The following is an 18,867-nucleotide window of genomic DNA, read 5'->3' as shown; positions in this document are numbered from 1 at the left end:
GAAGAGATGGGTCAGAAAGTACATCCCATTGGCATTCGCCTGGGAATCGTCAAGGAGCACACCTCCGTCTGGTACGCAGACGGTCGGACTTATGCGGACTACTTGTTCGCTGATCTGAAGGTGCGTGAGTATCTCCAAGACAAACTAAAAAGCGCGTCCGTCAGCCGTATCGATATCCATCGTCCGGCTCAGACTGCACGTATCACCATCCACACCGCTCGTCCAGGTATCGTTATCGGGAAGAAAGGTGAAGATGTTGAGAAACTGCGTCAGGACCTGACCAAGCAAATGGGTGTGCCTGTGCACATCAATATCGAAGAGATCCGCAAGCCGGAGCTCGACGGTATGCTGGTTGCGCAGAGCGTAGCTCAGCAGCTGGAGCGTCGCGTAATGTTCCGTCGCGCTATGAAGCGCGCTGTACAGAACGCCATGCGCATTGGTGCCAAAGGCATCAAAATCCAAGTGAGCGGTCGTCTCGGCGGTGCTGAAATCGCACGTACTGAATGGTATCGCGAAGGTCGTGTGCCACTGCACACCCTGCGTGCCGACATCGACTATGCCAACTACGAAGCTCACACCACTTACGGTGTGATCGGTGTAAAGGTTTGGATCTTCAAAGGCGAAGTAATTGGTGGTCGCCAAGAAGAACTGAAACCACAAGCACCAGCGCCTCGTAAAAAAGCTGCTAAGTAAGGGGTACGCCAAATGTTGCAACCAAAGCGTACGAAGTTCCGCAAGCAGATGACCGGTCACAACCGTGGCCTGGCATTGCGCGGTAGCAAAGTCAGCTTCGGCGAGTTCGCGCTGAAGTCTGTTGCTCGTGGTCGTCTCACCGCTCGTCAGATCGAGTCAGCGCGTCGTGCTCTGACCCGTCACGTAAAACGTGGCGGCAAGATCTGGATCCGTGTATTCCCGGACAAGCCTGTCACCAAGAAGCCACTCGAAGTTCGGATGGGTAAAGGTAAGGGTAACGTGGAGTACTGGGTTGCCCAGATTCAGCCAGGCAAAGTCCTGTATGAAATCGAGGGTGTTTCTGAAGAGCTGGCGCGTGAGGCTTTCGCCCTGGCTGCTGCAAAGCTGCCGCTCGCCACCTCCTTTGTTAAACGGACGGTGATGTGATGAAAGCGAATGAACTTCGTGAAAAATCAGCACAGCAGCTGAACGAGCAACTGCTCGGCCTGCTGCGCGACCAGTTCAATCTGCGTATGCAGAAGGCAACTGGCCAGTTGGGGCAGTCTCATCTGCTCTCGCAAGTTAAGCGTGACATCGCTCGCGTGAAAACTGTGCTCAACCAGCAGGCAGGTAAGTAATCATGGCTGAAGCCGAAAAAACTGTCCGTACGCTGACTGGCCGTGTTGTCAGCGACAAGATGGACAAAACCATCACCGTTCTGATCGAGCGTCGCGTTAAGCACCCGATCTACGGTAAATACGTTAAGCGTTCGACTAAGCTGCACGCGCACGACGAAACCAATCAGTGCCACATCGGCGACAAAGTCACTATTCGTGAAACTCGTCCGATGGCCAAGACCAAATCTTGGGCGTTGGTTGATGTTCTCGAACGCGCTGTGGAAGTCTAAGGGCTAGGGGTCGGAGAAATTATATGATTCAGACTCAATCCATGCTCGATGTGGCCGATAACAGCGGCGCTCGCCGTGTTATGTGCATCAAGGTGCTGGGTGGCTCCCATCGTCGTTACGCTGGTATCGGTGACATCATCAAAGTTACCGTCAAGGAAGCAATTCCTCGCGGTAAGGTGAAGAAAGGCCAAGTGATGACTGCTGTTGTAGTCCGCACTCGCCACGGTGTTCGTCGTGCTGACGGCTCCATCATCCGCTTTGATGGCAACGCTGCTGTTCTGTTGAACAACAAGCAAGAGCCAATCGGCACCCGTATCTTTGGGCCAGTGACCCGTGAGCTTCGTACTGAGAAGTTCATGAAGATCGTCTCGCTCGCCCCAGAAGTGCTGTAAGGAGATCCGACATGCAAAAGATTCGTCGTGACGACGAGATCATCGTGATCGCCGGCAAAGACAAAGGTAAGCGCGGTAAGGTGCTTAAGGTTCTCGCTAACAACCGTTTGGTTATTGGCGGTCTGAACCTGGTCAAGCGTCATACCAAGCCTAACCCGATGTCGGGCGTGCAGGGCGGTATCGTCGAAAAAGAAGCTCCACTGGATGCTTCTAACGTCGCCATTTTCAACGGCGAAACCAACAAGGCTGACCGCGTTGGTTTCAAAGTAGAAGACGGCAAGAAAATTCGTGTCTTCAAGTCGACCCAAAAAGCGGTTGATGCTTGAACACTGCTAGGTAGATGAGACCATGGCACGACTAAAAGAGATTTACCGGAAGGAAATCGCACCGAAGCTTAAGGAAGAACTTAAGCTTTCGAACGTGATGGAAGTTCCGCGCGTTACCAAAATCACCCTGAACATGGGTCTGGGCGAAGCGATCGGCGACAAAAAAGTCATCGAGCACGCTGTAGCCGACCTGGAAAAGATCACCGGTCAGAAAGTCGTTGTGACTTACGCTCGGAAATCCATCGCTGGCTTCAAAGTCCGTGAAGGTTGGCCGATCGGCGTCAAAGTGACCCTGCGCCGTGAGCGTATGTACGAGTTCCTGGATCGTCTGCTGTCGATCTCCCTGCCTCGGGTTCGCGACTTCCGCGGCCTGAATGCCAAGTCCTTCGATGGTCGTGGCAACTACAGCATGGGCGTGAAAGAGCAGATCATTTTCCCGGAAATCGATTACGACAAGATTGACGCTCTCCGCGGTCTGGACATTACCCTGACCACCACTGCTCGGACGGATGAAGAAGGTCGCGCACTGCTGCGTGCTTTCAAATTCCCGTTCCGCAACTGATTGGAGTAGGACAATGGCCAAGAAGAGCATGAAGAACCGTGAGCTGAAGCGTCAGCTCACCGTTGCCAAGTACGCCACCAAGCGTGCAGCGCTGAAAGCTATCATCGTTGATCTGAACGCAAGTCCAGAAGCGCGTTGGGAAGCTACCGTAGCACTGCAGAAGCAGCCACGTGACGCCAGCGCTTCGCGCATGCGTAACCGCTGCCGCCTGACTGGTCGTCCGCACGGCGTGTACCGCAAGTTCGGCCTCGGCCGTAACATGCTGCGTCAAGCTGCAATGCGTGGTGACGTTCCAGGTCTGGTCAAGGCCAGCTGGTAAGCACTGTCAAAGTCGCGGCGCTCGGGATCGCAAGATCCTGACCGTCGGTGACCTTGAACTTGAATCAAGCCCCTTTTGGGGCTTGATTCATTTGTGGGGTGTGTCTAGAATACCCGGCTCGCCTGAGCCCGTGTTTTTATTGCACGGATGCGCTCGGCGACACGTACTAGCCGAAAGGCTAATTTTTTGTGTATTAGGAGCGTCTAGCCCATGAGTATGCAGGACCCGTTAGCGGACATGCTAACTCGTATCCGTAATGCCCAGATGGCTGAAAAGTCCGTCGTAAGCATGCCATCTTCTACGTTGAAGGTAGCTGTTGCCAAAGTCCTGAAGGACGAAGGTTACATTGCGGGTTATCAGATCAGCAGCGAAATCAAGCCTCTGCTGTCCATCGAGCTTAAGTACTTCGAAGGCCGTCCGGTCATCGAGGAAGTGAAGCGCGTTAGCCGTCCAGGCCTGCGTCAGTACAAGTCCGTCGATGATCTGCCAAAAGTTCGTGGCGGTCTCGGTGTGTCTATCGTCTCCACCAACAAAGGTGTGATGACGGATCGTGCTGCGCGCGCTGCCGGTGTCGGCGGCGAAGTTCTTTGCACTGTGTTCTAAGGGGGGATAAGCATGTCACGCGTCGCTAAGAACCCCGTTAAGCTGCCAGCCGGTGTCGAAGTCAAATTCGCAGGCCAACAGCTTTCGGTGAAGGGTGCCAAGGGCACTCTGCAACTGAACATCCATTCGTCCGTTGAGATCGTTGAAGAAGCTGGTGAGCTGCGTTTCGCTGCTCGCAATGGCGATCAACAGACTCGCGCAATGGCTGGTACCACTCGTGCGTTGGTAAACAACATGGTCCAAGGCGTAAGCCAAGGCTTCGAGCGCAAGCTCCAGCTGGTCGGTGTTGGTTACAAAGCGCAAGCAAAAGGCACAGTGCTGAACCTGGCTCTTGGCTTCTCGCACCCAGTGGATTATGAACTGCCGGAAGGCATCACCGCTGAGACTCCTAGCCAGACCGATATCCTGATCAAGGGCATCGACAAGCAGCTGGTAGGTCAAGTGGCCGCCGAGATCCGCGACTTCCGTCCACCAGAGCCGTACAAAGGCAAAGGTGTGCGCTACGCGGACGAAGTCGTCCGTCGTAAAGAAGCCAAGAAGAAGTAGGGCATAGCAAATGACCGACAAAAAAGTTACTCGACTGCGTCGCGCTCGCAAAGCACGCCTGAAAATGCACGAACTCGAAGTCGTGCGTCTCTGCGTGTTCCGCTCGTCGCAGCACATCTACGCCCAGGTCATTTCGGCCGACGGCAACAAAGTCCTGGCAAGTGCCTCGACTTTGGATAAAGAACTGCGTGATGGCGCCACTGGCAACATCGACGCGGCCACTAAGGTTGGCCAGCTGGTCGCTACGCGTGCTAAAGCCGCTGGCGTCTCGCAGGTGGCTTTCGACCGCTCTGGCTTCAAGTACCACGGCCGCGTCAAGGCGCTGGCTGATGCTGCTCGTGAAGCTGGGCTGGAGTTCTAAGTTATGTCAAATAACGACCAAAAGCGCGACGAAGGCTACATCGAGAAGCTGGTTCAAGTTAACCGCGTAGCCAAAACCGTTAAAGGCGGCCGTATCTTCACTTTCACCGCGTTGACCGTGGTAGGTGATGGTAAAGGGCGTGTTGGCTTCGGCCGTGGCAAGTCGCGTGAAGTGCCTGCTGCGATCCAGAAGGCAATGGAAGCTGCTCGCCGCAACATGATCCAGGTTGATCTGAACGGCACCACCCTGCAGTACGCAATGAAGTCTGCCCATGGCGCTTCGAAGGTGTACATGCAGCCTGCTTCTGAAGGTACCGGTATCATCGCTGGCGGCGCTATGCGTGCTGTCCTCGAAGTTGCTGGCGTTCAGAACGTTCTGGCCAAGTGCTACGGCTCGACTAACCCGGTAAACGTGGTTCACGCCACCTTCAAGGGTTTGAAAGCAATGCAATCTCCTGAATCCATTGCCGCCAAGCGTGGCAAAAGCGTCAAGGAGATCTTCTGATCATGGCTACCGTAAAAGTTACGCTGATCAAAAGCATGACCGGCCGCATCCCTAACCACAAACTGTGCGTTAAGGGTCTGGGTCTGCGTCGCATCGGTCACACTGTAGAAGTCCAGGATACTCCCGAGAATCGCGGGATGATCAACAAGGCTTACTACATGCTGCGTGTCGAGGGTTAATCGATGAAACTCAATGATCTGAGTCCAGCGCCGGGTTCCCGTCGCGAAAAGCATCGTCCGGGCCGTGGTATCGGTAGTGGTTTGGGCAAGACCGGTGGCCGTGGCCACAAGGGTCAGACCTCCCGCTCCGGTGGCACCATTGCTCCAGGCTTTGAAGGCGGTCAACAGCCGCTGCATCGTCGCCTGCCGAAGTTCGGTTTCGTTTCCCTGAAAGCCATGGACCGCGCAGAAGTGCGTCTGTCCGAACTGGCCAAGGTGGATGGCGACATCGTCACCGTGCAGTCCCTGAAGGATGCCAACGTGATCAACCAGAACGTACAGCGTGTGAAAATCATGCTGTCGGGCGAAGTTGCTCGTGCTGTCACCATCGGAAAGGGAATCGGCGCCACCAAAGGTGCGCGTGCGGCTATCGAAGCAGCTGGCGGCAAGTTCGAGGAATAAATGGCTAAGCAAGGTGCTCTCTCTGCGCTCGGCAAAGGCGGTATGTCTGAACTCTGGGCTCGTCTGCGTTTTCTGTTCCTGGCGATTATCGTCTACCGAATAGGCGCACACATCCCGGTTCCAGGTATCAACCCGGACCGACTCGCGGACCTGTTTCGACAGAATGAGGGGACCATTCTTAGCTTGTTCAACATGTTTTCCGGCGGCGCGCTGGAGCGGATGAGCATCTTTGCACTGGGGATCATGCCGTACATTTCGGCATCGATCATCATGCAGCTGATGTCCGCTGTCAGTCCGCAGCTGGAGCAGTTGAAGAAGGAAGGTGAAGCTGGCCGTCGCAAGATCAGCCAGTACACCCGCTACCTCACTGTCGTCCTCGCTCTCGTCCAGGCTGTTGGCATGTCCATCGGTCTGGCGGGGCAGGGCGTAGCGTTCACTGGTGACTTTGGCTTCCATTTCGTCGCGGTAACCACTTTTGTGGCGGGTGCGATGTTCATGATGTGGCTGGGTGAGCAGATTACTGAGCGTGGTGTTGGCAACGGTATCTCGATGTTGATCTTCGCAGGTATCGTCGCCGGTCTTCCGAGAGCGATCGGGCAGTCTTTCGAGTCTGCGCGTCAGGGTGATATCAACATCTTCGCCCTGGTTGCCATCGGTTTGCTGGCAGTAGCGATTATCGGTTTCGTGGTGTTCATTGAGCGTGGCCAGCGTCGTATCGCTGTTCACTACGCCAAGCGTCAGCAGGGCCGCAAGGTATTTGCTGCGCAGACCAGCCACTTGCCGTTGAAGGTGAACATGGCCGGCGTTATCCCGGCCATTTTCGCGAGCAGCATCTTGCTGTTCCCGGCTTCGTTGGGTGCCTGGTTCGGCCAGTCTGAAGGTATGGGCTGGTTGCAGGACATCTCGCAGTCGATCGCTCCTGGTCAGCCGTTGAATATTCTGCTGTTTAGTGCAGGGATTATTTTCTTCTGCTTCTTCTATACGGCGTTGATGTTCAATCCGAAAGACGTAGCGGAAAACCTGAAGAAGTCCGGTGCCTTTATTCCGGGTATCCGTCCAGGCGAGCAGTCGGCGCGCTACATTGATGGCGTTCTGACGCGTTTGACCTTGTTCGGTGCTCTTTACATGACGGCCGTGTGCTTGCTTCCCCAGTTCCTGGTGGTTGCGGCAAACGTTCCGTTCTACCTTGGCGGGACCTCGTTGCTGATCGTGGTCGTGGTTGTGATGGACTTCATGTCCCAAGTACAATCGCACCTCGTTTCGCACCAGTACGAATCCCTGATGAAGAAAGCCAACCTGAAGGGCTACGGCAGCGGCATGTTGCGCTGAGTAGCGTCCATAAGGTTCGAGGAGTTGGTGATGAAAGTTCGTGCATCGGTGAAAAAGCTGTGCCGTAACTGCAAGATTATTCGCCGCGAAGGTGTTGTTCGGGTAATTTGCAGCGCGGAACCGCGTCACAAACAGCGCCAAGGCTGAGTGTGATTGTGCTTTAAGCCCGGCAGCTAGTGCGCTGCCGGGTTGATTATTTGTTATTACAGCGATATTATCTCGCGCCCTATTTCTTGGCTTCCGGGGCGTAGGTAGCTGTCAATTGGAGTCCCACTGAATGGCCCGTATTGCAGGCGTCAACATTCCAGATAACAAGCATACTGTTATCTCGCTGACCTACATCTATGGTGTTGGTCGCACTACTGCACAGAAAATTTGTGCAGAGACTGGGGTCAACCCAGCAGCAAAGATCAAGGATCTGAGCGACGAGCAAATTGAACAGCTGCGTGGCGAAGTGGCGAAGTTCACCACTGAAGGTGACCTGCGTCGCGAAATCAACATGAAAATCAAGCGCTTGATGGACCTCGGTTGCTATCGCGGTCTGCGTCATCGTCGTGGTCTGCCAGTACGCGGTCAGCGTACCAAGACCAACGCGCGTACCCGTAAAGGTCCGCGTAAGCCGATCCGCAAGTAATCGCCCCAGCGAATCGACAGGAATTTAATCATGGCAAAACCTGCTGCTCGTCCTCGTAAAAAAGTTAAAAAGACAGTGGTTGATGGCATCGCCCACATCCATGCATCTTTTAACAACACCATCGTGACCATTACCGACCGTCAAGGTAACGCTCTTTCCTGGGCTACCTCCGGTGGTTCGGGTTTCCGCGGTTCCCGCAAGTCCACCCCGTTCGCTGCTCAAGTAGCTGCTGAACGTGCTGGTCAAGCTGCGCTGGAATACGGCCTGAAAAACCTCGACGTCAACGTCAAAGGTCCAGGTCCAGGTCGTGAATCCGCAGTCCGCGCTTTGAACGGCTGTGGCTACAAGATCGCCAGCATCACCGACGTGACGCCAATCCCGCACAACGGGTGCCGTCCGCCGAAGAAGCGCCGCGTGTAATCCAGGAGATTGTAAAGAATGGCTCGTTACATTGGTCCAAAATGCAAACTCGCTCGTCGCGAAGGCACCGATCTCTTCCTGAAGAGCGGCGTGCGCGCGATCGAATCGAAGTGCAACATTGAAGCAGCACCTGGTATCCACGGCCAACGCCGCGGTCGCCAGTCCGATTACGGCACCCAACTGCGTGAAAAGCAGAAGGTCCGTCGTATCTACGGCGTTCTCGAGCGTCAATTCAGCGGCTACTACAAAGAAGCTGCTGGCAAGAAAGGCGCAACCGGTGAAAACCTGTTGCAGCTGCTCGAATGCCGTCTGGACAACGTTGTATACCGTATGGGTTTCGGTTCTACTCGTGCCGAATCCCGTCAGCTGGTATCGCACAAGTCGATCAGCGTTAACGGCCAGACCGTGAACGTTCCGTCCTACCAGGTTCGTGCTGGTGACGTGGTTGCTGTTCGCGAGAAAGCAAAAAACCAACTTCGCATTGTCCAAGCTCTCGATCTGTGTGCCCAACGTGGCCGCGTAGAATGGGTAGAAGTAGACACTGAGAAGAAGTCGGGCGTTTTCAAGAACGTTCCTGCTCGCAGTGATCTGTCCGCCGACATCAACGAAAGCCTGATTGTCGAGCTCTACTCCAAGTAAGGGCTAGAAAATAGGTGCATCCATGCAGATTTCGGTAAATGAGTTCCTGACACCCCGCCATATTGATGTGCAGGTTGTCAGTCCAACCCGCGCCAAGATCACACTCGAGCCTCTCGAGCGTGGTTTCGGCCACACCCTGGGCAACGCGCTGCGCCGCATCCTGTTGTCCTCAATGCCCGGCTGTGCAGTAGTCGAGGCCGAGATTGACGGTGTGCTCCACGAGTACAGCGCCATCGAAGGTGTACAGGAAGACGTAATTGAAATCCTGTTGAACCTAAAAGGTCTGGCTATCAAGCTGCACGGTCGTGACGAAGTTACGCTGACCTTGTCGAAGAAGGGTTCGGGGGTGGTTACCGCTGCCGATATTCAGCTGGATCATGATGTCGAGATCGTTAACCCCGATCACGTAATCGCTAACCTGGCGTCTAACGGCGCCCTGAACATGAAGCTCACCGTAGCTCGTGGTCGTGGTTATGAACCGGCAGACTCGCGTCAGAGCGATGAAGACGAAAGCCGCAGCATCGGTCGCTTGCAGCTTGACTCTTCGTTCAGCCCGGTTCGCCGTATCGCATACGTGGTGGAAAACGCCCGTGTCGAACAGCGTACCAACCTGGACAAGCTGGTTATTGATCTGGAAACCAACGGTACCCTGGATCCTGAAGAGGCTATCCGCCGCGCTGCAACCATCCTGCAACAGCAGTTGGCTGCGTTCGTCGACCTCAAGGGTGACAGTGAGCCAGTGGTTATCGAGCAGGAAGACGAGATCGATCCGATCCTGCTTCGCCCGGTTGACGATCTGGAACTGACTGTACGTTCGGCTAACTGCCTTAAGGCGGAAAACATCTACTACATCGGTGACCTGATTCAGCGTACCGAAGTAGAGCTGTTGAAGACTCCGAACCTTGGCAAGAAATCCTTGACTGAAATCAAGGACGTTCTGGCCTCCCGCGGTCTGTCCCTCGGCATGCGCCTCGACAACTGGCCGCCTGCAAGTCTTAAGAAGGACGACAAGGCGACTGCCTGATCGTCGTAATCACCGAACGTTGTGTTTGGTAAGGAATGAACCATGCGTCATCGTAAAAGTGGTCGTCACCTGAGCCGCACCAGCTCGCACCGCAAGGCCATGTTCCAAAACATGGCGGTGTCGCTGTTCGAGCACGAGCTGATCAAAACTACACTGCCGAAAGCCAAAGAACTGCGCCGCGTTGCCGAGCCGCTGATCACTCTGGCCAAGACAGACAGCCTGGCTAACCGCCGCCTGGCTTTCGACCGTACCCGTTCGAAAGCTATCGTTGGTAAGCTCTTCAACGACCTGGGCAAGCGTTACGCTACCCGTGAGGGTGGCTACCTGCGCATCCTCAAGTGCGGTTTCCGCGCTGGCGACAACGCGCCTATGGCGTACGTCGAGTTGGTTGATCGTGCTACTGCCGGCGAAGCTGTAAGCGCCGAGTAAGACGACAGTCTGCAACGAAGAACCGGGCCTAGTGCCCGGTTTTTTGTGCTCGATTGAAAAATGCTTTAGCCGTTTCGCCTGGCCTGGCTATTGGCAATCTTGCTTATTAGATAATGACTATCGAAGCCCATGATTTAATGAATTTGGATACTGTCACTAACATGATCAATACTCCTCACCAGCCGATTAGCCGGCAGTCCGAACCGACCTAGGAAGATTTGAGCATGAGCCAGACCCAAACGCTTACGACCGCCAGTGGCGCTCCTGTCGCCGATAACCAGAACTCTCGCTCCGCCGGCCCACGTGGCCCGCTGCTGCTCGACGATTTCCACCTGATCGAGAAGCTTGCTCATTTCAATCGCGAAAACATTCCAGAGCGTCGCGTACACGCCAAGGGCTCGGGCGCTTACGGTACCTTCACCGTAACTCGCGACATCACTCAATACACCAGCGCCAAGTTGTTCGAGTCGGTCGGCAAGCAGACGCCGACTTTCCTGCGCTTCTCTACCGTGGGTGGCGAGCGCGGCTCCGCCGATACCGAGCGCGATCCACGCGGTTTCGCCCTGAAGTTCTACACCGAAGAAGGTAACTGGGACATCGTCGGCAACAACACACCGGTGTTTTTCATCCGTGACCCACTGAAGTTTCCAGACTTCATTCACACCCAGAAGCGCCTGCCACAAAGCAACCTCAAAAGTGCCCAGATGATGTGGGACTTCTGGTCGCACTCGCCCGAAGCGTTGCATCAGGTCACCATTCTGTTCTCTGACCGCGGTATTCCTGACGGCTACCGTCACATGCACGGTTTCGGCAGCCACACCTACAGCCTGATCAATGCCCTGGGTGAGCGTCACTGGGTGAAATGGCACTACAAGACCAAGCAGGGCATCAAGAACCTCGCGCCGGCCGACGCTGCACGCCTGGCGGGCACCGATCCGGATTATGCCCAGCGCGACCTGTTCAACGCGATCGAGCGCGGTGACTTCCCGAAATGGAGTGTCTGCATCCAGATCATGACCGAGGCACAGGCCGCGGCCCATTACGAAAACCCGTTCGATGTGACCAAGACCTGGTCGCAGAAAGAGTTTCCGCTAATCGAAGTCGGCGAGCTGGAGCTCAACCGTAACCCGCTGAACTACTTCGCCGAAGTGGAGCAAGCGGCATTCGGGCCTAGCAACATGGTGCCGGGTGTGGGTCTCTCGCCTGATCGCATGCTGCAGGGGCGTGTGTTTGCCTATGCCGATGCACACCGCTACCGCGTAGGTACCAACCATCAGCAGTTGCCGGTGAACGCGCCGCGCAGCCCGGTCAATACCTACCAGCGCGACGGCGCCATGGCGTTCGGCAGCAATGGCGGCGCGGCTCCGAACTATGAGCCAAACAGCTTCGTGGAGGCGCCGAAGCAGGCGCCACGTTATGCGGAGCCGGCACTGGCCCTCAGCGGTGCGGCGGATCGGTATGATCATCGCGAAGATACCGACTACTACAGCCATGCCGGTGCACTGTTCCGCTTGATGAACGATGAGCAGAAAGCGCTGTTGATCGGCAATATCGCCGGTGCGATGGCGGGGGTCTCGGCGGATGTTGTCGATCGCCAACTGCAGCATTTCTTCAAGGCAGACGCTGCCTATGGAGAAGGTATCGCAAAAGCCTTGGGCGTACAGCTTAACTAAGTCTAAACGAGAAGCAGAACCGCCCTCATTTGAGCGGTTTTTGCGTTATTTACCCTGCTTTTCTCGGATTTTCTTTACTTTTATTGCGATAGGCGAGTGACCTTGCAGTCAGCTTGGTTCAAACTAGGGCCTTTCAAAGCTTGTGGAGATGTAGGGCGATGCAAGGTCACCCAGACGTAATCGATTACCTCAACACGTTGCTGACAGGCGAACTGGCAGCCCGTGATCAATATTTCATCCACTCGCGGATGTACGAGGATTGGGGTTTTACCGAGCTCTACGAACGTATCAACCATGAGATGGAAGAAGAGGCGCAGCACGCCGACGCCTTGATGCGCCGGATCCTGATGCTCGAAGGCACGCCACGCATGCGCCCGGACGACCTGGACATCGGTACCACCGTACCTGACATGCTCGCCGCCGACCTGCGTCTGGAATACAAAGTCCGTGCGGCGCTTTGCAAAGGCATCGAGCTGTGCGAACAGCACAACGACTACGTCACTCGCGAGATCCTGCGGGTGCAGCTCAACGATACTGAAGAAGACCACACTTACTGGCTTGAAAAGCAGTTGGGTCTGATCAAGTTGATCGGGCTGGAGAATTACCTGCAATCGCAGTTCTGATGTATTTATTGCGGGATAAAAAAGCCCCTGCCATCGATGAGATGACAGGGGCTTTTTCATGCCCGGTGTTTCAGTCCCGGTCACGCTCCAGCAACGGCTTGAGGTAATAGCCGGTGTGAGACTGCTTCATTTCCGCCACTTGCTCCGGCGTACCTACGGCGATGATCTGGCCGCCCTTGGAGCCGCCTTCCGGCCCGAGGTCTACCAGCCAGTCAGCCGTCTTGATCACATCCAGGTTGTGCTCGATGACCACAACGGTGTTGCCGTGGTCGCGAAGCCGATGCAATACATCGAGCAATTGCTGGATATCGGCGAAGTGCAGGCCTGTGGTCGGCTCGTCGAGGATATACAGGGTCTTGCCGGTATCGCGCTTGGACAGTTCACGGGACAGCTTGACCCGCTGCGCCTCGCCGCCGGACAAGGTCGTCGCCGACTGCCCGAGCTTGATGTACGAAAGCCCCACATCCATCAGTGTCTGGAGCTTGCGCGCCAATGCCGGTACTGCGTCGAAGAACGCTCGGGCCTCCTCGATCGTCATTTCAAGGGTTTCGTGGATGTTCTTGCCCTTGTACTTGATCTCCAGCGTTTCACGGTTATAGCGCTTGCTCTTGCACACATCGCACGGCACATAGATGTCGGGCAGGAAATGCATCTCCACCTTGATCAGGCCATCGCCCTGGCAGGCTTCGCAGCGCCCGCCCTTGACGTTGAACGAGAAGCGGCCCGGGCCGTAGCCCCGCGAGCGTGATTCAGGTACGCCGGCGAACAGTTCGCGGATCGGCGTGAACAACCCGGTATAGGTCGCCGGGTTGGAGCGTGGCGTCCGGCCGATCGGGCTCTGGTCGATGTCGACAACTTTATCCAGATGCTCCAGGCCCTTGATGCTGTCATGCGCGGCGGCTTCCAGGGTGGTGGCACCGTTCAGCGCGGTGGCACTGAGGGGAAACAGCGTGTTGTTGATCAGCGTCGACTTGCCGGAGCCGGAAACACCGGTAACGCAGGTCAGCAGGCCGATCGGGATTTCCAGGTCGACGTTGCGCAGGTTGTTGCCGCGTGCGCCCTTGAGGGTCAACGACAGCTTTTTATTGCGTGGGGTACGCTTGGCCGGCACCTTGATCTTCACCCGGCCCGACAGGTATTTGCCGGTCAGCGAGTCGGGGTGCGCCATGACTTCGGCGGCGGTGCCCTGGGCGACGATGTGTCCGCCGTGCACGCCCGCGCCGGGGCCGATATCCACGACGTAATCGGCGAGGCGAATCGCGTCTTCATCGTGTTCGACCACGATCACCGTATTGCCGATATCGCGCAGGTGTTTCAGCGTGCCGAGCAACCGGTCGTTGTCCCGCTGGTGCAAGCCAATGGACGGTTCGTCGAGGATGTACATGACGCCCACGAGCCCGGCACCGATCTGGCTTGCCAGGCGAATACGCTGGGCCTCACCGCCGGACAGGGTATCCGCGCTGCGGTCGAGGGTCAGGTAGTCCAGGCCGACGTTCACCAGGAACTGCAAGCGTTCGCGGATCTCCTTGAGGATCTTGTCGGCGATTTCGCCACGACGGCCGGTGAGCTTCAAGCCGCCGAAATAGTCAGTGGCATCGCCGATCGGCAGGCTGGTCACCGCCGGCAGGGTTTTCTCACCCACCCACACGTGCCGCGCCTCCCGGCGCAAACGGGTGCCGCGGCAGTCCGGGCAGGGCTGGGTGCTGAGGAACTTGGCGAGTTCTTCGCGCACGCTGGCCGATTCGGTCTCGCGGTAACGCCGTTCCAGGTTGGGCACGATGCCTTCGAACGGGTGGGAGCGCTTGACGATATCACCACGGTCGTTCAAGTATTTGAAATCGACGTTCTGCGTGCCGCTGCCGTGCAGGATGAATTTCTGCTGGTCCGCAGGCAGCTCGTTGAATGGTTTGTCCAGGCTAAACTTGTAATGGGCCGCCAGCGACCCGAGCATCTGGAAGTAATAAACGTTGCGCCTGTCCCAGCCACGAATCGCGCCTTCGGCCAGGGTCAGCTCGCCGTTGACCAGCCGCTTGGTGTCGAAGAACTGCTTGACCCCCAGGCCGTCGCAGGTCGGGCAGGCGCCGGCCGGGTTGTTGAAGGAAAACAGCTTGGGTTCCAGCTCGCTGATGGCGTGGCCGCAGATCGGGCAGGCGAAGCGTGCCGAGAAGATAATCTCTTCACCGGGTTCGTCGTCCATCGGCGCCACCAGAGCGATGCCGTCGGCCAACTTCAGCGCGGTCTCGAAGGATTCGGCCAGACGCTGTTGCAGGTCGGCGCGGACCTTGAAGCGGTCTACCACCACATCGATCGAGTGCTTCTTCTGTTTATCCAGCTTCGGCAGTTCGTCGAGCTCGCACAGCTTGCCGTTGACCCGGGCGCGTACGAAGCCCTGGGCGCGCAATTCTTCGAAGACCATCAGGTGTTCGCCCTTGCGCTCGCGGATCACCGGTGCGAGCAGCATCAGCTTGCTGCCTTCCGGCTGGGCGAGCACCAGGTCGACCATCTGGCTGACGGTCTGGGCTTCCAACGGGGTGTCATGATCAGGGCAGCGGGGGATACCGACTCGCGCATACAGCAAGCGCAGGTAGTCGTAGATCTCGGTAATGGTGCCGACCGTCGACCGCGGGTTGTGGGACGTCGACTTCTGTTCGATGGAGATCGCTGGCGACAGGCCTTCGATGGTATCGACGTCGGGTTTTTCCATCATCGACAGGAACTGCCGGGCGTAGGCCGACAGCGATTCGACATAGCGGCGCTGGCCTTCGGCGTACAAGGTGTCGAAGGCCAGGGATGATTTGCCGGATCCGGACAGGCCGGTGATGACGATCAGCTTGTCCCGTGGCAGGGTCAGGTCGATGTTCTTCAGGTTGTGGGTACGGGCCCCACGAATCAGGATCTTGTCCAAAGTGGCCTCGCTCGGCGGGCGTCGAAAACGTAGGAGTATACGGGCAAATACTGGATGGATGCACACTATTGAAAGCCATACATGAAGACTGCGCGGCAAACGGTCGCCATATACCCCCTCAATCGATGGGACTGGTAGAATCCCCGCCGGTTCACACGAGGTTTTTCCATGCAAGATCCCCACAGCGAACGCATGAGTAGCGGCGAGACCCGCGCGGCAGGCGGTCTGGCCCTGGTGTTCGCCTTCCGCATGCTCGGCATGTTCATGGTGTTGCCGGTACTGGCGACCTATGGCATGGACCTGGCGGGCGCGACCCCGGCCCTCATCGGGCTCGCCATCGGCGCCTACGGCCTGACCCAGGCGATTTTCCAGATTCCCTTCGGGATCATTTCCGACCGGATCGGCCGGCGCCCGGTGATTTACCTGGGGCTCATCGTGTTCGCCCTCGGCAGTGTGCTGGCGGCGAATGCCGATTCGATCTGGGGCGTGATCGCCGGACGGATCCTACAAGGAGCGGGTGCCATTTCCGCTGCCGTCATGGCGTTACTGTCGGACCTGACCCGCGAGCAACATCGCACAAAAGCCATGGCGATGATCGGCATGACGATTGGTCTGTCGTTCGCCGTCGCCATGGTTGTAGGACCGTTGTTGACCCGTGCCTTTGGCTTGTCGGGGTTGTTCCTGGCGACCGGTGCCATGGCACTGGTGGGCATCCTCATCGTCGCGTTGATCGTGCCGCGCTCCACCGGGCCATTACAGCACCGCGAATCCGGGGTGGCCCGCCAGGCGCTGGTGCCGACGCTCAAGCATCCTGACCTGCTGCGCCTGGACCTGGGCATCTTCGTGCTGCATGCCATGTTGATGTCCAGCTTCGTGGCCTTGCCGCTGGCGCTGGTGGAAAAGGCCGGCCTGCCCAAGGAGCAGCACTGGTGGGTCTATCTGACGGCACTGGTCATTTCGTTCTTCGCCATGATTCCGTTCATTATCTATGGCGAGAAGCGACGCAAAATGAAACGAGTTTTGCTCGGCGCCGTCGTGACGCTCATGCTCACTGAGCTATTCTTCTGGCAGTTCGGCGACAGCCTGCGCGCCCTGGTGATTGGCACGGTGGTGTTCTTCACCGCGTTCAACCTGTTGGAGGCGTCACTGCCGTCGCTGATCAGCAAGGTGTCACCGGCGGGCGGCAAGGGCACGGCGATGGGGGTTTATTCCACCAGCCAGTTCCTCGGTTCGGCATTGGGCGGGATCCTCGGCGGCTGGCTGTTCCAGCATGGCGGTTTGTCGGTTGTGTTCCTGGGATGTGCCGCGCTGGCTGCACTTTGGCTGGTTTTTGCTGTTACCATGCGCGAACCTCCGTATGTGACGAGCCTGCGCTTGCCGTTGTCGCCCGAAGCCATCCGCGAAGCAGGCCTGGCCGAGCGCCTCAGGGCCGTCGTTGGAGTAACCGATGCAGTGGTGGTCGCCGACGAGGCGGCCGTTTATATCAAACTGGACACCGAATTATTGGATCGTGCGACGCTTGAGCGCCTGGTGAACAACCCGGCCCCGGCAGCGTGCGAAGCCTAGGAGAACGTTATGGCCCGTGGGGTTAACAAAGTCATATTGGTCGGTACTTGCGGCCAGGATCCAGAAGTTCGCTACCTGCCTAACGGCAACGCCGTGACCAACCTGAGCCTGGCGACCAGCGAACAATGGACCGACAAGCAGACCGGCCAGAAGGTCGAGAAGACCGAATGGCACCGCGTGTCGATGTTCGGCAAAGTGGCGGAGATTGCCGGCGAATACCTGCGCAAGGGTTCGCAGGTCTACATCGAAGGCAAGCTGCAGACCCGCGAGTGGGAAAAAGACGGCATCAAGCGTTACACCACCGAAATCGTGGTCGACATGCAAGGCACCATGCAGTTGCTGGGTGGCCGTCCGCAAGGCGACCAGCAGCAGGGTGGCAACAACTACCAGCAGTCGGCTCCACGCCAGCAAGCCCCTCGTCCGCAATCGGCGCCACAGCCACAGCGCGAGCGCCCAGCTCCGCAACAGGCCGCACCGCAACCGGCGCCGGATTTCGACAGCTTTGATGACGATATTCCGTTCTAATCCGCAGTGGTTTCATTCGATGAGTCTCCTCATCCACTGAAACCTGAAAGCTCGATAAAGCCCTCTTCGCTGCAAAGCCTGGAGGGTTTTTTTCGCTCTGCGTAAGCCAAGGTGTCCCAAGATCAATCAAAGTGAGATGAGCACGGATGACGGGTTATGCCGCGAATGGATCAGTCATAAATAATTTTCTGATAGACCGGCGTTTGCTTGGCGCTGTGCTTGATGCGCCGCACCGAACTGCCGGTGATCAGGTGTCCACCGAGAAGAAGATTGCCACAAGGCGATCGCGGTTCGAAAAGTTGCTGTCTCAAGACCCTTATCGCTTCTGCGCCCAGTTCATCGCGGGGCACGTGAAGCGTGGTAAGCGGTATATCGTTGATGTCCGCCAGGTTGAACCCGTCCATGCTCATCACTGAAACATCCTGAGGAACCCTCAAGCCGGCATTCTGCAGCGCTTTAACCGCGCCGGCTGCCATGAAGTCGCCCCCGGCCAGGATGGCAGTCGGTCGGTCGTCGGGTGCGCAGTTTTCCAGGAAGGCCATTACCCGCGCTTCAGATTCAGCACTGCCGAAACCCTCGGCAACGATCAGGTGTTTTGTTTCGATGAATTCGAGATTTTGCTCCTTCCATGCATCACGAATTCCACGTATCCGCAGATCCATCGTGTACCGCCTGAGACACTGGAGGGTCAGTACATTTCGGTGCCCCATCTGAAACAGATAATTTATCGAATAATGACCGATCAAGAAGTGGTCGGGCGATATCGAGGGCAAGCGCATGCTGCGATCAATGCAGTTGATCAGTACCGTCGGCTTGCTGAGGTCCGCCGCGAGTTGGTGTATGTGCGGATCATCAATACCAATCAGGATCGCCGCACCGGTGTCCTTCTGATTCATCTTCTGTAAAAACAGCAATGCGTCGCTATCAACCTCTTCAAGCTCGCAGTAGCGAACTCGAACATCATGTTGCGCGACCGCCTGTGTGATGCCCTGGATAACTTTGTAGTAGAAGATATCCGAGCGTACGTTGAAGGCCCGCGAGGGCGCGAAGATGGTCAGCCCGTTGAGCAGGAAGCGACCATTGGCGAGGCCTTCCATCACGCCCTGCTGACGAGCCGCCGCCAGCACTTTTTCTCTCGTGGCGGGGCGGGTATTGGATTTGCCAGCAAGCACCCGCGACACCGTCGCGATGGACAGGCCCGTCTGTGCCGCAATTTCAGCAATGCGTAACTTTCCCACCGTGGCTTATCCATTGAGACAATTTATGTAAAAGCTTTCATAGCAGAAAA

At 56.9% G+C, this 18,867-nt stretch carries 27 protein-coding genes; 25 read left to right on the top strand and 2 right to left on the bottom strand.

Annotation, left to right across the window (positions count from 1 at the left end):
- Positions 1-6 precede the first annotated feature (6 nt).
- The 23 genes from rpsC (at position 7) to bfr (ending at position 12,583) form a co-directional block, all read left to right on the top strand.
- Positions 7-693, top strand: a complete 687-nt coding sequence (gene rpsC / locus J3P91_RS24560) for a 30S ribosomal protein S3 (protein WP_003176422.1) — start codon at positions 7-9, stop codon at positions 691-693.
- Positions 694-705: 12 nt separating this feature from the next.
- A complete protein-coding gene (gene rplP, locus J3P91_RS24555) occupies positions 706-1,119 on the top strand; it encodes a 50S ribosomal protein L16 (protein ID WP_003186052.1) in 414 nt (137 codons plus the stop codon).
- Positions 1,119-1,310, top strand: a complete 192-nt coding sequence (rpmC, locus tag J3P91_RS24550; RefSeq protein WP_002555481.1) for a 50S ribosomal protein L29 — start codon at positions 1,119-1,121, stop codon at positions 1,308-1,310. The genes rplP and rpmC overlap by 1 nt, the downstream gene beginning before the upstream one ends.
- Before the next feature lie 2 nt (positions 1,311-1,312).
- The gene (gene rpsQ / locus J3P91_RS24545; protein ID WP_003194644.1) at positions 1,313-1,579 is read left to right on the top strand and encodes a 30S ribosomal protein S17; all 267 of its coding nucleotides are present in this window, start codon (positions 1,313-1,315) and stop codon (positions 1,577-1,579) included.
- Positions 1,580-1,602: 23 nt separating this feature from the next.
- The gene (gene rplN, locus J3P91_RS24540) at positions 1,603-1,971 is read left to right on the top strand and encodes a 50S ribosomal protein L14 (RefSeq protein WP_002555479.1); all 369 of its coding nucleotides are present in this window, start codon (positions 1,603-1,605) and stop codon (positions 1,969-1,971) included.
- 11 nt (positions 1,972-1,982) lie between these two features.
- Positions 1,983-2,297, top strand: a complete 315-nt coding sequence (gene rplX, locus J3P91_RS24535) for a 50S ribosomal protein L24 (protein ID WP_003176416.1) — start codon at positions 1,983-1,985, stop codon at positions 2,295-2,297.
- Between the two features lie 22 nt (positions 2,298-2,319).
- Positions 2,320-2,859: a 50S ribosomal protein L5 gene (rplE, locus tag J3P91_RS24530; RefSeq protein WP_030140492.1), complete on the top strand. Its 540-nt coding sequence runs from the start codon at positions 2,320-2,322 to the stop codon at positions 2,857-2,859.
- A gap of 13 nt (positions 2,860-2,872) precedes the next feature.
- Positions 2,873-3,178 carry a 30S ribosomal protein S14 gene (gene rpsN, locus J3P91_RS24525; protein ID WP_003186042.1) on the top strand — a complete coding sequence of 102 codons (306 nt, stop codon included), beginning with the start codon at positions 2,873-2,875 and terminating at the stop codon, positions 3,176-3,178.
- A 210-nt stretch (positions 3,179-3,388) separates the two neighbouring features.
- Positions 3,389-3,781, top strand: coding sequence for a 30S ribosomal protein S8 (gene rpsH, locus J3P91_RS24520; protein WP_003186040.1), 393 nt, complete (start codon positions 3,389-3,391; stop codon positions 3,779-3,781).
- A gap of 12 nt (positions 3,782-3,793) precedes the next feature.
- Positions 3,794-4,327: a 50S ribosomal protein L6 gene (gene rplF / locus J3P91_RS24515; protein WP_003186039.1), complete on the top strand. Its 534-nt coding sequence runs from the start codon at positions 3,794-3,796 to the stop codon at positions 4,325-4,327.
- Positions 4,328-4,337: 10 nt separating this feature from the next.
- Entirely contained in the window at positions 4,338-4,688 is a 351-nt protein-coding gene (gene rplR, locus J3P91_RS24510; RefSeq protein WP_003186037.1) for a 50S ribosomal protein L18, read from the top strand.
- Between the two features lie 3 nt (positions 4,689-4,691).
- Positions 4,692-5,192: a 30S ribosomal protein S5 gene (gene rpsE / locus J3P91_RS24505; protein WP_003186035.1), complete on the top strand. Its 501-nt coding sequence runs from the start codon at positions 4,692-4,694 to the stop codon at positions 5,190-5,192.
- Between the two features lie 2 nt (positions 5,193-5,194).
- Positions 5,195-5,371, top strand: coding sequence for a 50S ribosomal protein L30 (rpmD, locus tag J3P91_RS24500; RefSeq protein WP_003176408.1), 177 nt, complete (start codon positions 5,195-5,197; stop codon positions 5,369-5,371).
- A gap of 3 nt (positions 5,372-5,374) precedes the next feature.
- The gene (rplO, locus tag J3P91_RS24495) at positions 5,375-5,812 is read left to right on the top strand and encodes a 50S ribosomal protein L15 (protein ID WP_003186032.1); all 438 of its coding nucleotides are present in this window, start codon (positions 5,375-5,377) and stop codon (positions 5,810-5,812) included.
- Positions 5,813-7,141 (top strand): preprotein translocase subunit SecY, encoded by a 1,329-nt coding sequence (secY, locus tag J3P91_RS24490; RefSeq protein ID WP_018612224.1) that lies wholly within the window; start codon positions 5,813-5,815, stop codon positions 7,139-7,141. It begins immediately after the preceding gene.
- Positions 7,142-7,171: 30 nt separating this feature from the next.
- Positions 7,172-7,288: a 50S ribosomal protein L36 gene (gene rpmJ / locus J3P91_RS24485; RefSeq protein ID WP_002555468.1), complete on the top strand. Its 117-nt coding sequence runs from the start codon at positions 7,172-7,174 to the stop codon at positions 7,286-7,288.
- A gap of 130 nt (positions 7,289-7,418) precedes the next feature.
- Positions 7,419-7,775, top strand: coding sequence for a 30S ribosomal protein S13 (gene rpsM / locus J3P91_RS24480; protein WP_009045849.1), 357 nt, complete (start codon positions 7,419-7,421; stop codon positions 7,773-7,775).
- Between the two features lie 30 nt (positions 7,776-7,805).
- Positions 7,806-8,195, top strand: coding sequence for a 30S ribosomal protein S11 (gene rpsK, locus J3P91_RS24475; RefSeq protein WP_002555466.1), 390 nt, complete (start codon positions 7,806-7,808; stop codon positions 8,193-8,195).
- Positions 8,196-8,213: 18 nt separating this feature from the next.
- Positions 8,214-8,834, top strand: coding sequence for a 30S ribosomal protein S4 (rpsD, locus tag J3P91_RS24470; protein WP_003176404.1), 621 nt, complete (start codon positions 8,214-8,216; stop codon positions 8,832-8,834).
- 22 nt (positions 8,835-8,856) lie between these two features.
- Entirely contained in the window at positions 8,857-9,858 is a 1,002-nt protein-coding gene (locus J3P91_RS24465; RefSeq protein ID WP_003176403.1) for a DNA-directed RNA polymerase subunit alpha, read from the top strand.
- 42 nt (positions 9,859-9,900) lie between these two features.
- A complete protein-coding gene (gene rplQ / locus J3P91_RS24460) occupies positions 9,901-10,287 on the top strand; it encodes a 50S ribosomal protein L17 (protein ID WP_003176402.1) in 387 nt (128 codons plus the stop codon).
- A gap of 224 nt (positions 10,288-10,511) precedes the next feature.
- Positions 10,512-11,960, top strand: a complete 1,449-nt coding sequence (locus J3P91_RS24455; RefSeq protein ID WP_434601988.1) for a catalase — start codon at positions 10,512-10,514, stop codon at positions 11,958-11,960.
- Positions 11,961-12,118: 158 nt separating this feature from the next.
- On the top strand, positions 12,119-12,583 hold the full coding sequence (bfr, locus tag J3P91_RS24450; protein WP_024778335.1) for a bacterioferritin: 465 nt from the start codon (positions 12,119-12,121) through the stop codon (positions 12,581-12,583).
- Between the two features lie 70 nt (positions 12,584-12,653).
- On the opposite strand, the gene uvrA is transcribed toward bfr, so the two are convergent.
- On the bottom strand, positions 12,654-15,488 hold the full coding sequence (uvrA, locus tag J3P91_RS24445) for an excinuclease ABC subunit UvrA (RefSeq protein WP_434571478.1): 2,835 nt from the start codon (positions 15,486-15,488) through the stop codon (positions 12,654-12,656).
- Between the two features lie 168 nt (positions 15,489-15,656).
- On the opposite strand from uvrA, the gene J3P91_RS24440 reads away from it, so the two are divergent.
- Together J3P91_RS24440 and J3P91_RS24435 are read left to right on the top strand one after the other, a co-directional pair.
- On the top strand, positions 15,657-17,054 hold the full coding sequence (locus J3P91_RS24440) for an MFS transporter (protein WP_305498449.1): 1,398 nt from the start codon (positions 15,657-15,659) through the stop codon (positions 17,052-17,054).
- Between the two features lie 9 nt (positions 17,055-17,063).
- On the top strand, positions 17,064-17,579 hold the full coding sequence (locus tag J3P91_RS24435; protein ID WP_024778338.1) for a single-stranded DNA-binding protein: 516 nt from the start codon (positions 17,064-17,066) through the stop codon (positions 17,577-17,579).
- 170 nt (positions 17,580-17,749) lie between these two features.
- Here the strand turns inward: J3P91_RS24435 and J3P91_RS24430 are convergent, their stop codons facing one another.
- Positions 17,750-18,817 carry a LacI family DNA-binding transcriptional regulator gene (locus J3P91_RS24430; protein WP_434601987.1) on the bottom strand — a complete coding sequence of 356 codons (1,068 nt, stop codon included), beginning with the start codon at positions 18,815-18,817 and terminating at the stop codon, positions 17,750-17,752.
- Between the last annotated feature and the right edge of the window lie 50 nt (positions 18,818-18,867).

The organism is Pseudomonas sp. Z4-7, assembly GCF_051131965.1.
Lineage (GTDB): Bacteria > Pseudomonadota > Gammaproteobacteria > Pseudomonadales > Pseudomonadaceae > Aquipseudomonas.
This window is presented reverse-complemented; position numbering and strand designations above follow the sequence as displayed.

What these genes read in the sequence shown, in the direction of transcription:
- rplN (WP_002555479.1), top strand. Translation starts at nt 1,603, where the DNA reads ATGATTCAGACTCAATCCATGCTCGATGTGGCCGATAACAGCGGCGCT.
- rplR (WP_003186037.1), top strand. Translation starts at nt 4,338, where the DNA reads ATGACCGACAAAAAAGTTACTCGACTGCGTCGCGCTCGCAAAGCACGC.
- rplP (WP_003186052.1), top strand. Translation starts at nt 706, where the DNA reads ATGTTGCAACCAAAGCGTACGAAGTTCCGCAAGCAGATGACCGGTCAC.
- rplX (WP_003176416.1), top strand. Translation starts at nt 1,983, where the DNA reads ATGCAAAAGATTCGTCGTGACGACGAGATCATCGTGATCGCCGGCAAA.
- J3P91_RS24440 (WP_305498449.1), top strand. Translation starts at nt 15,657, where the DNA reads ATGCAAGATCCCCACAGCGAACGCATGAGTAGCGGCGAGACCCGCGCG.
- rpsC (WP_003176422.1), top strand. Translation starts at nt 7, where the DNA reads ATGGGTCAGAAAGTACATCCCATTGGCATTCGCCTGGGAATCGTCAAG.
- rpsH (WP_003186040.1), top strand. Translation starts at nt 3,389, where the DNA reads ATGAGTATGCAGGACCCGTTAGCGGACATGCTAACTCGTATCCGTAAT.
- rpmD (WP_003176408.1), top strand. Translation starts at nt 5,195, where the DNA reads ATGGCTACCGTAAAAGTTACGCTGATCAAAAGCATGACCGGCCGCATC.
- rpmC (WP_002555481.1), top strand. Translation starts at nt 1,119, where the DNA reads ATGAAAGCGAATGAACTTCGTGAAAAATCAGCACAGCAGCTGAACGAG.
- secY (WP_018612224.1), top strand. Translation starts at nt 5,813, where the DNA reads ATGGCTAAGCAAGGTGCTCTCTCTGCGCTCGGCAAAGGCGGTATGTCT.
- J3P91_RS24465 (WP_003176403.1), top strand. Translation starts at nt 8,857, where the DNA reads ATGCAGATTTCGGTAAATGAGTTCCTGACACCCCGCCATATTGATGTG.
- J3P91_RS24455 (WP_434601988.1), top strand. Translation starts at nt 10,512, where the DNA reads ATGAGCCAGACCCAAACGCTTACGACCGCCAGTGGCGCTCCTGTCGCC.
- rplE (WP_030140492.1), top strand. Translation starts at nt 2,320, where the DNA reads ATGGCACGACTAAAAGAGATTTACCGGAAGGAAATCGCACCGAAGCTT.
- rpmJ (WP_002555468.1), top strand. Translation starts at nt 7,172, where the DNA reads ATGAAAGTTCGTGCATCGGTGAAAAAGCTGTGCCGTAACTGCAAGATT.
- rpsK (WP_002555466.1), top strand. Translation starts at nt 7,806, where the DNA reads ATGGCAAAACCTGCTGCTCGTCCTCGTAAAAAAGTTAAAAAGACAGTG.
- J3P91_RS24435 (WP_024778338.1), top strand. Translation starts at nt 17,064, where the DNA reads ATGGCCCGTGGGGTTAACAAAGTCATATTGGTCGGTACTTGCGGCCAG.
- rpsE (WP_003186035.1), top strand. Translation starts at nt 4,692, where the DNA reads ATGTCAAATAACGACCAAAAGCGCGACGAAGGCTACATCGAGAAGCTG.
- rplF (WP_003186039.1), top strand. Translation starts at nt 3,794, where the DNA reads ATGTCACGCGTCGCTAAGAACCCCGTTAAGCTGCCAGCCGGTGTCGAA.
- rpsN (WP_003186042.1), top strand. Translation starts at nt 2,873, where the DNA reads ATGGCCAAGAAGAGCATGAAGAACCGTGAGCTGAAGCGTCAGCTCACC.
- rpsD (WP_003176404.1), top strand. Translation starts at nt 8,214, where the DNA reads ATGGCTCGTTACATTGGTCCAAAATGCAAACTCGCTCGTCGCGAAGGC.
- rpsQ (WP_003194644.1), top strand. Translation starts at nt 1,313, where the DNA reads ATGGCTGAAGCCGAAAAAACTGTCCGTACGCTGACTGGCCGTGTTGTC.
- bfr (WP_024778335.1), top strand. Translation starts at nt 12,119, where the DNA reads ATGCAAGGTCACCCAGACGTAATCGATTACCTCAACACGTTGCTGACA.
- rplO (WP_003186032.1), top strand. Translation starts at nt 5,375, where the DNA reads ATGAAACTCAATGATCTGAGTCCAGCGCCGGGTTCCCGTCGCGAAAAG.
- rpsM (WP_009045849.1), top strand. Translation starts at nt 7,419, where the DNA reads ATGGCCCGTATTGCAGGCGTCAACATTCCAGATAACAAGCATACTGTT.
- rplQ (WP_003176402.1), top strand. Translation starts at nt 9,901, where the DNA reads ATGCGTCATCGTAAAAGTGGTCGTCACCTGAGCCGCACCAGCTCGCAC.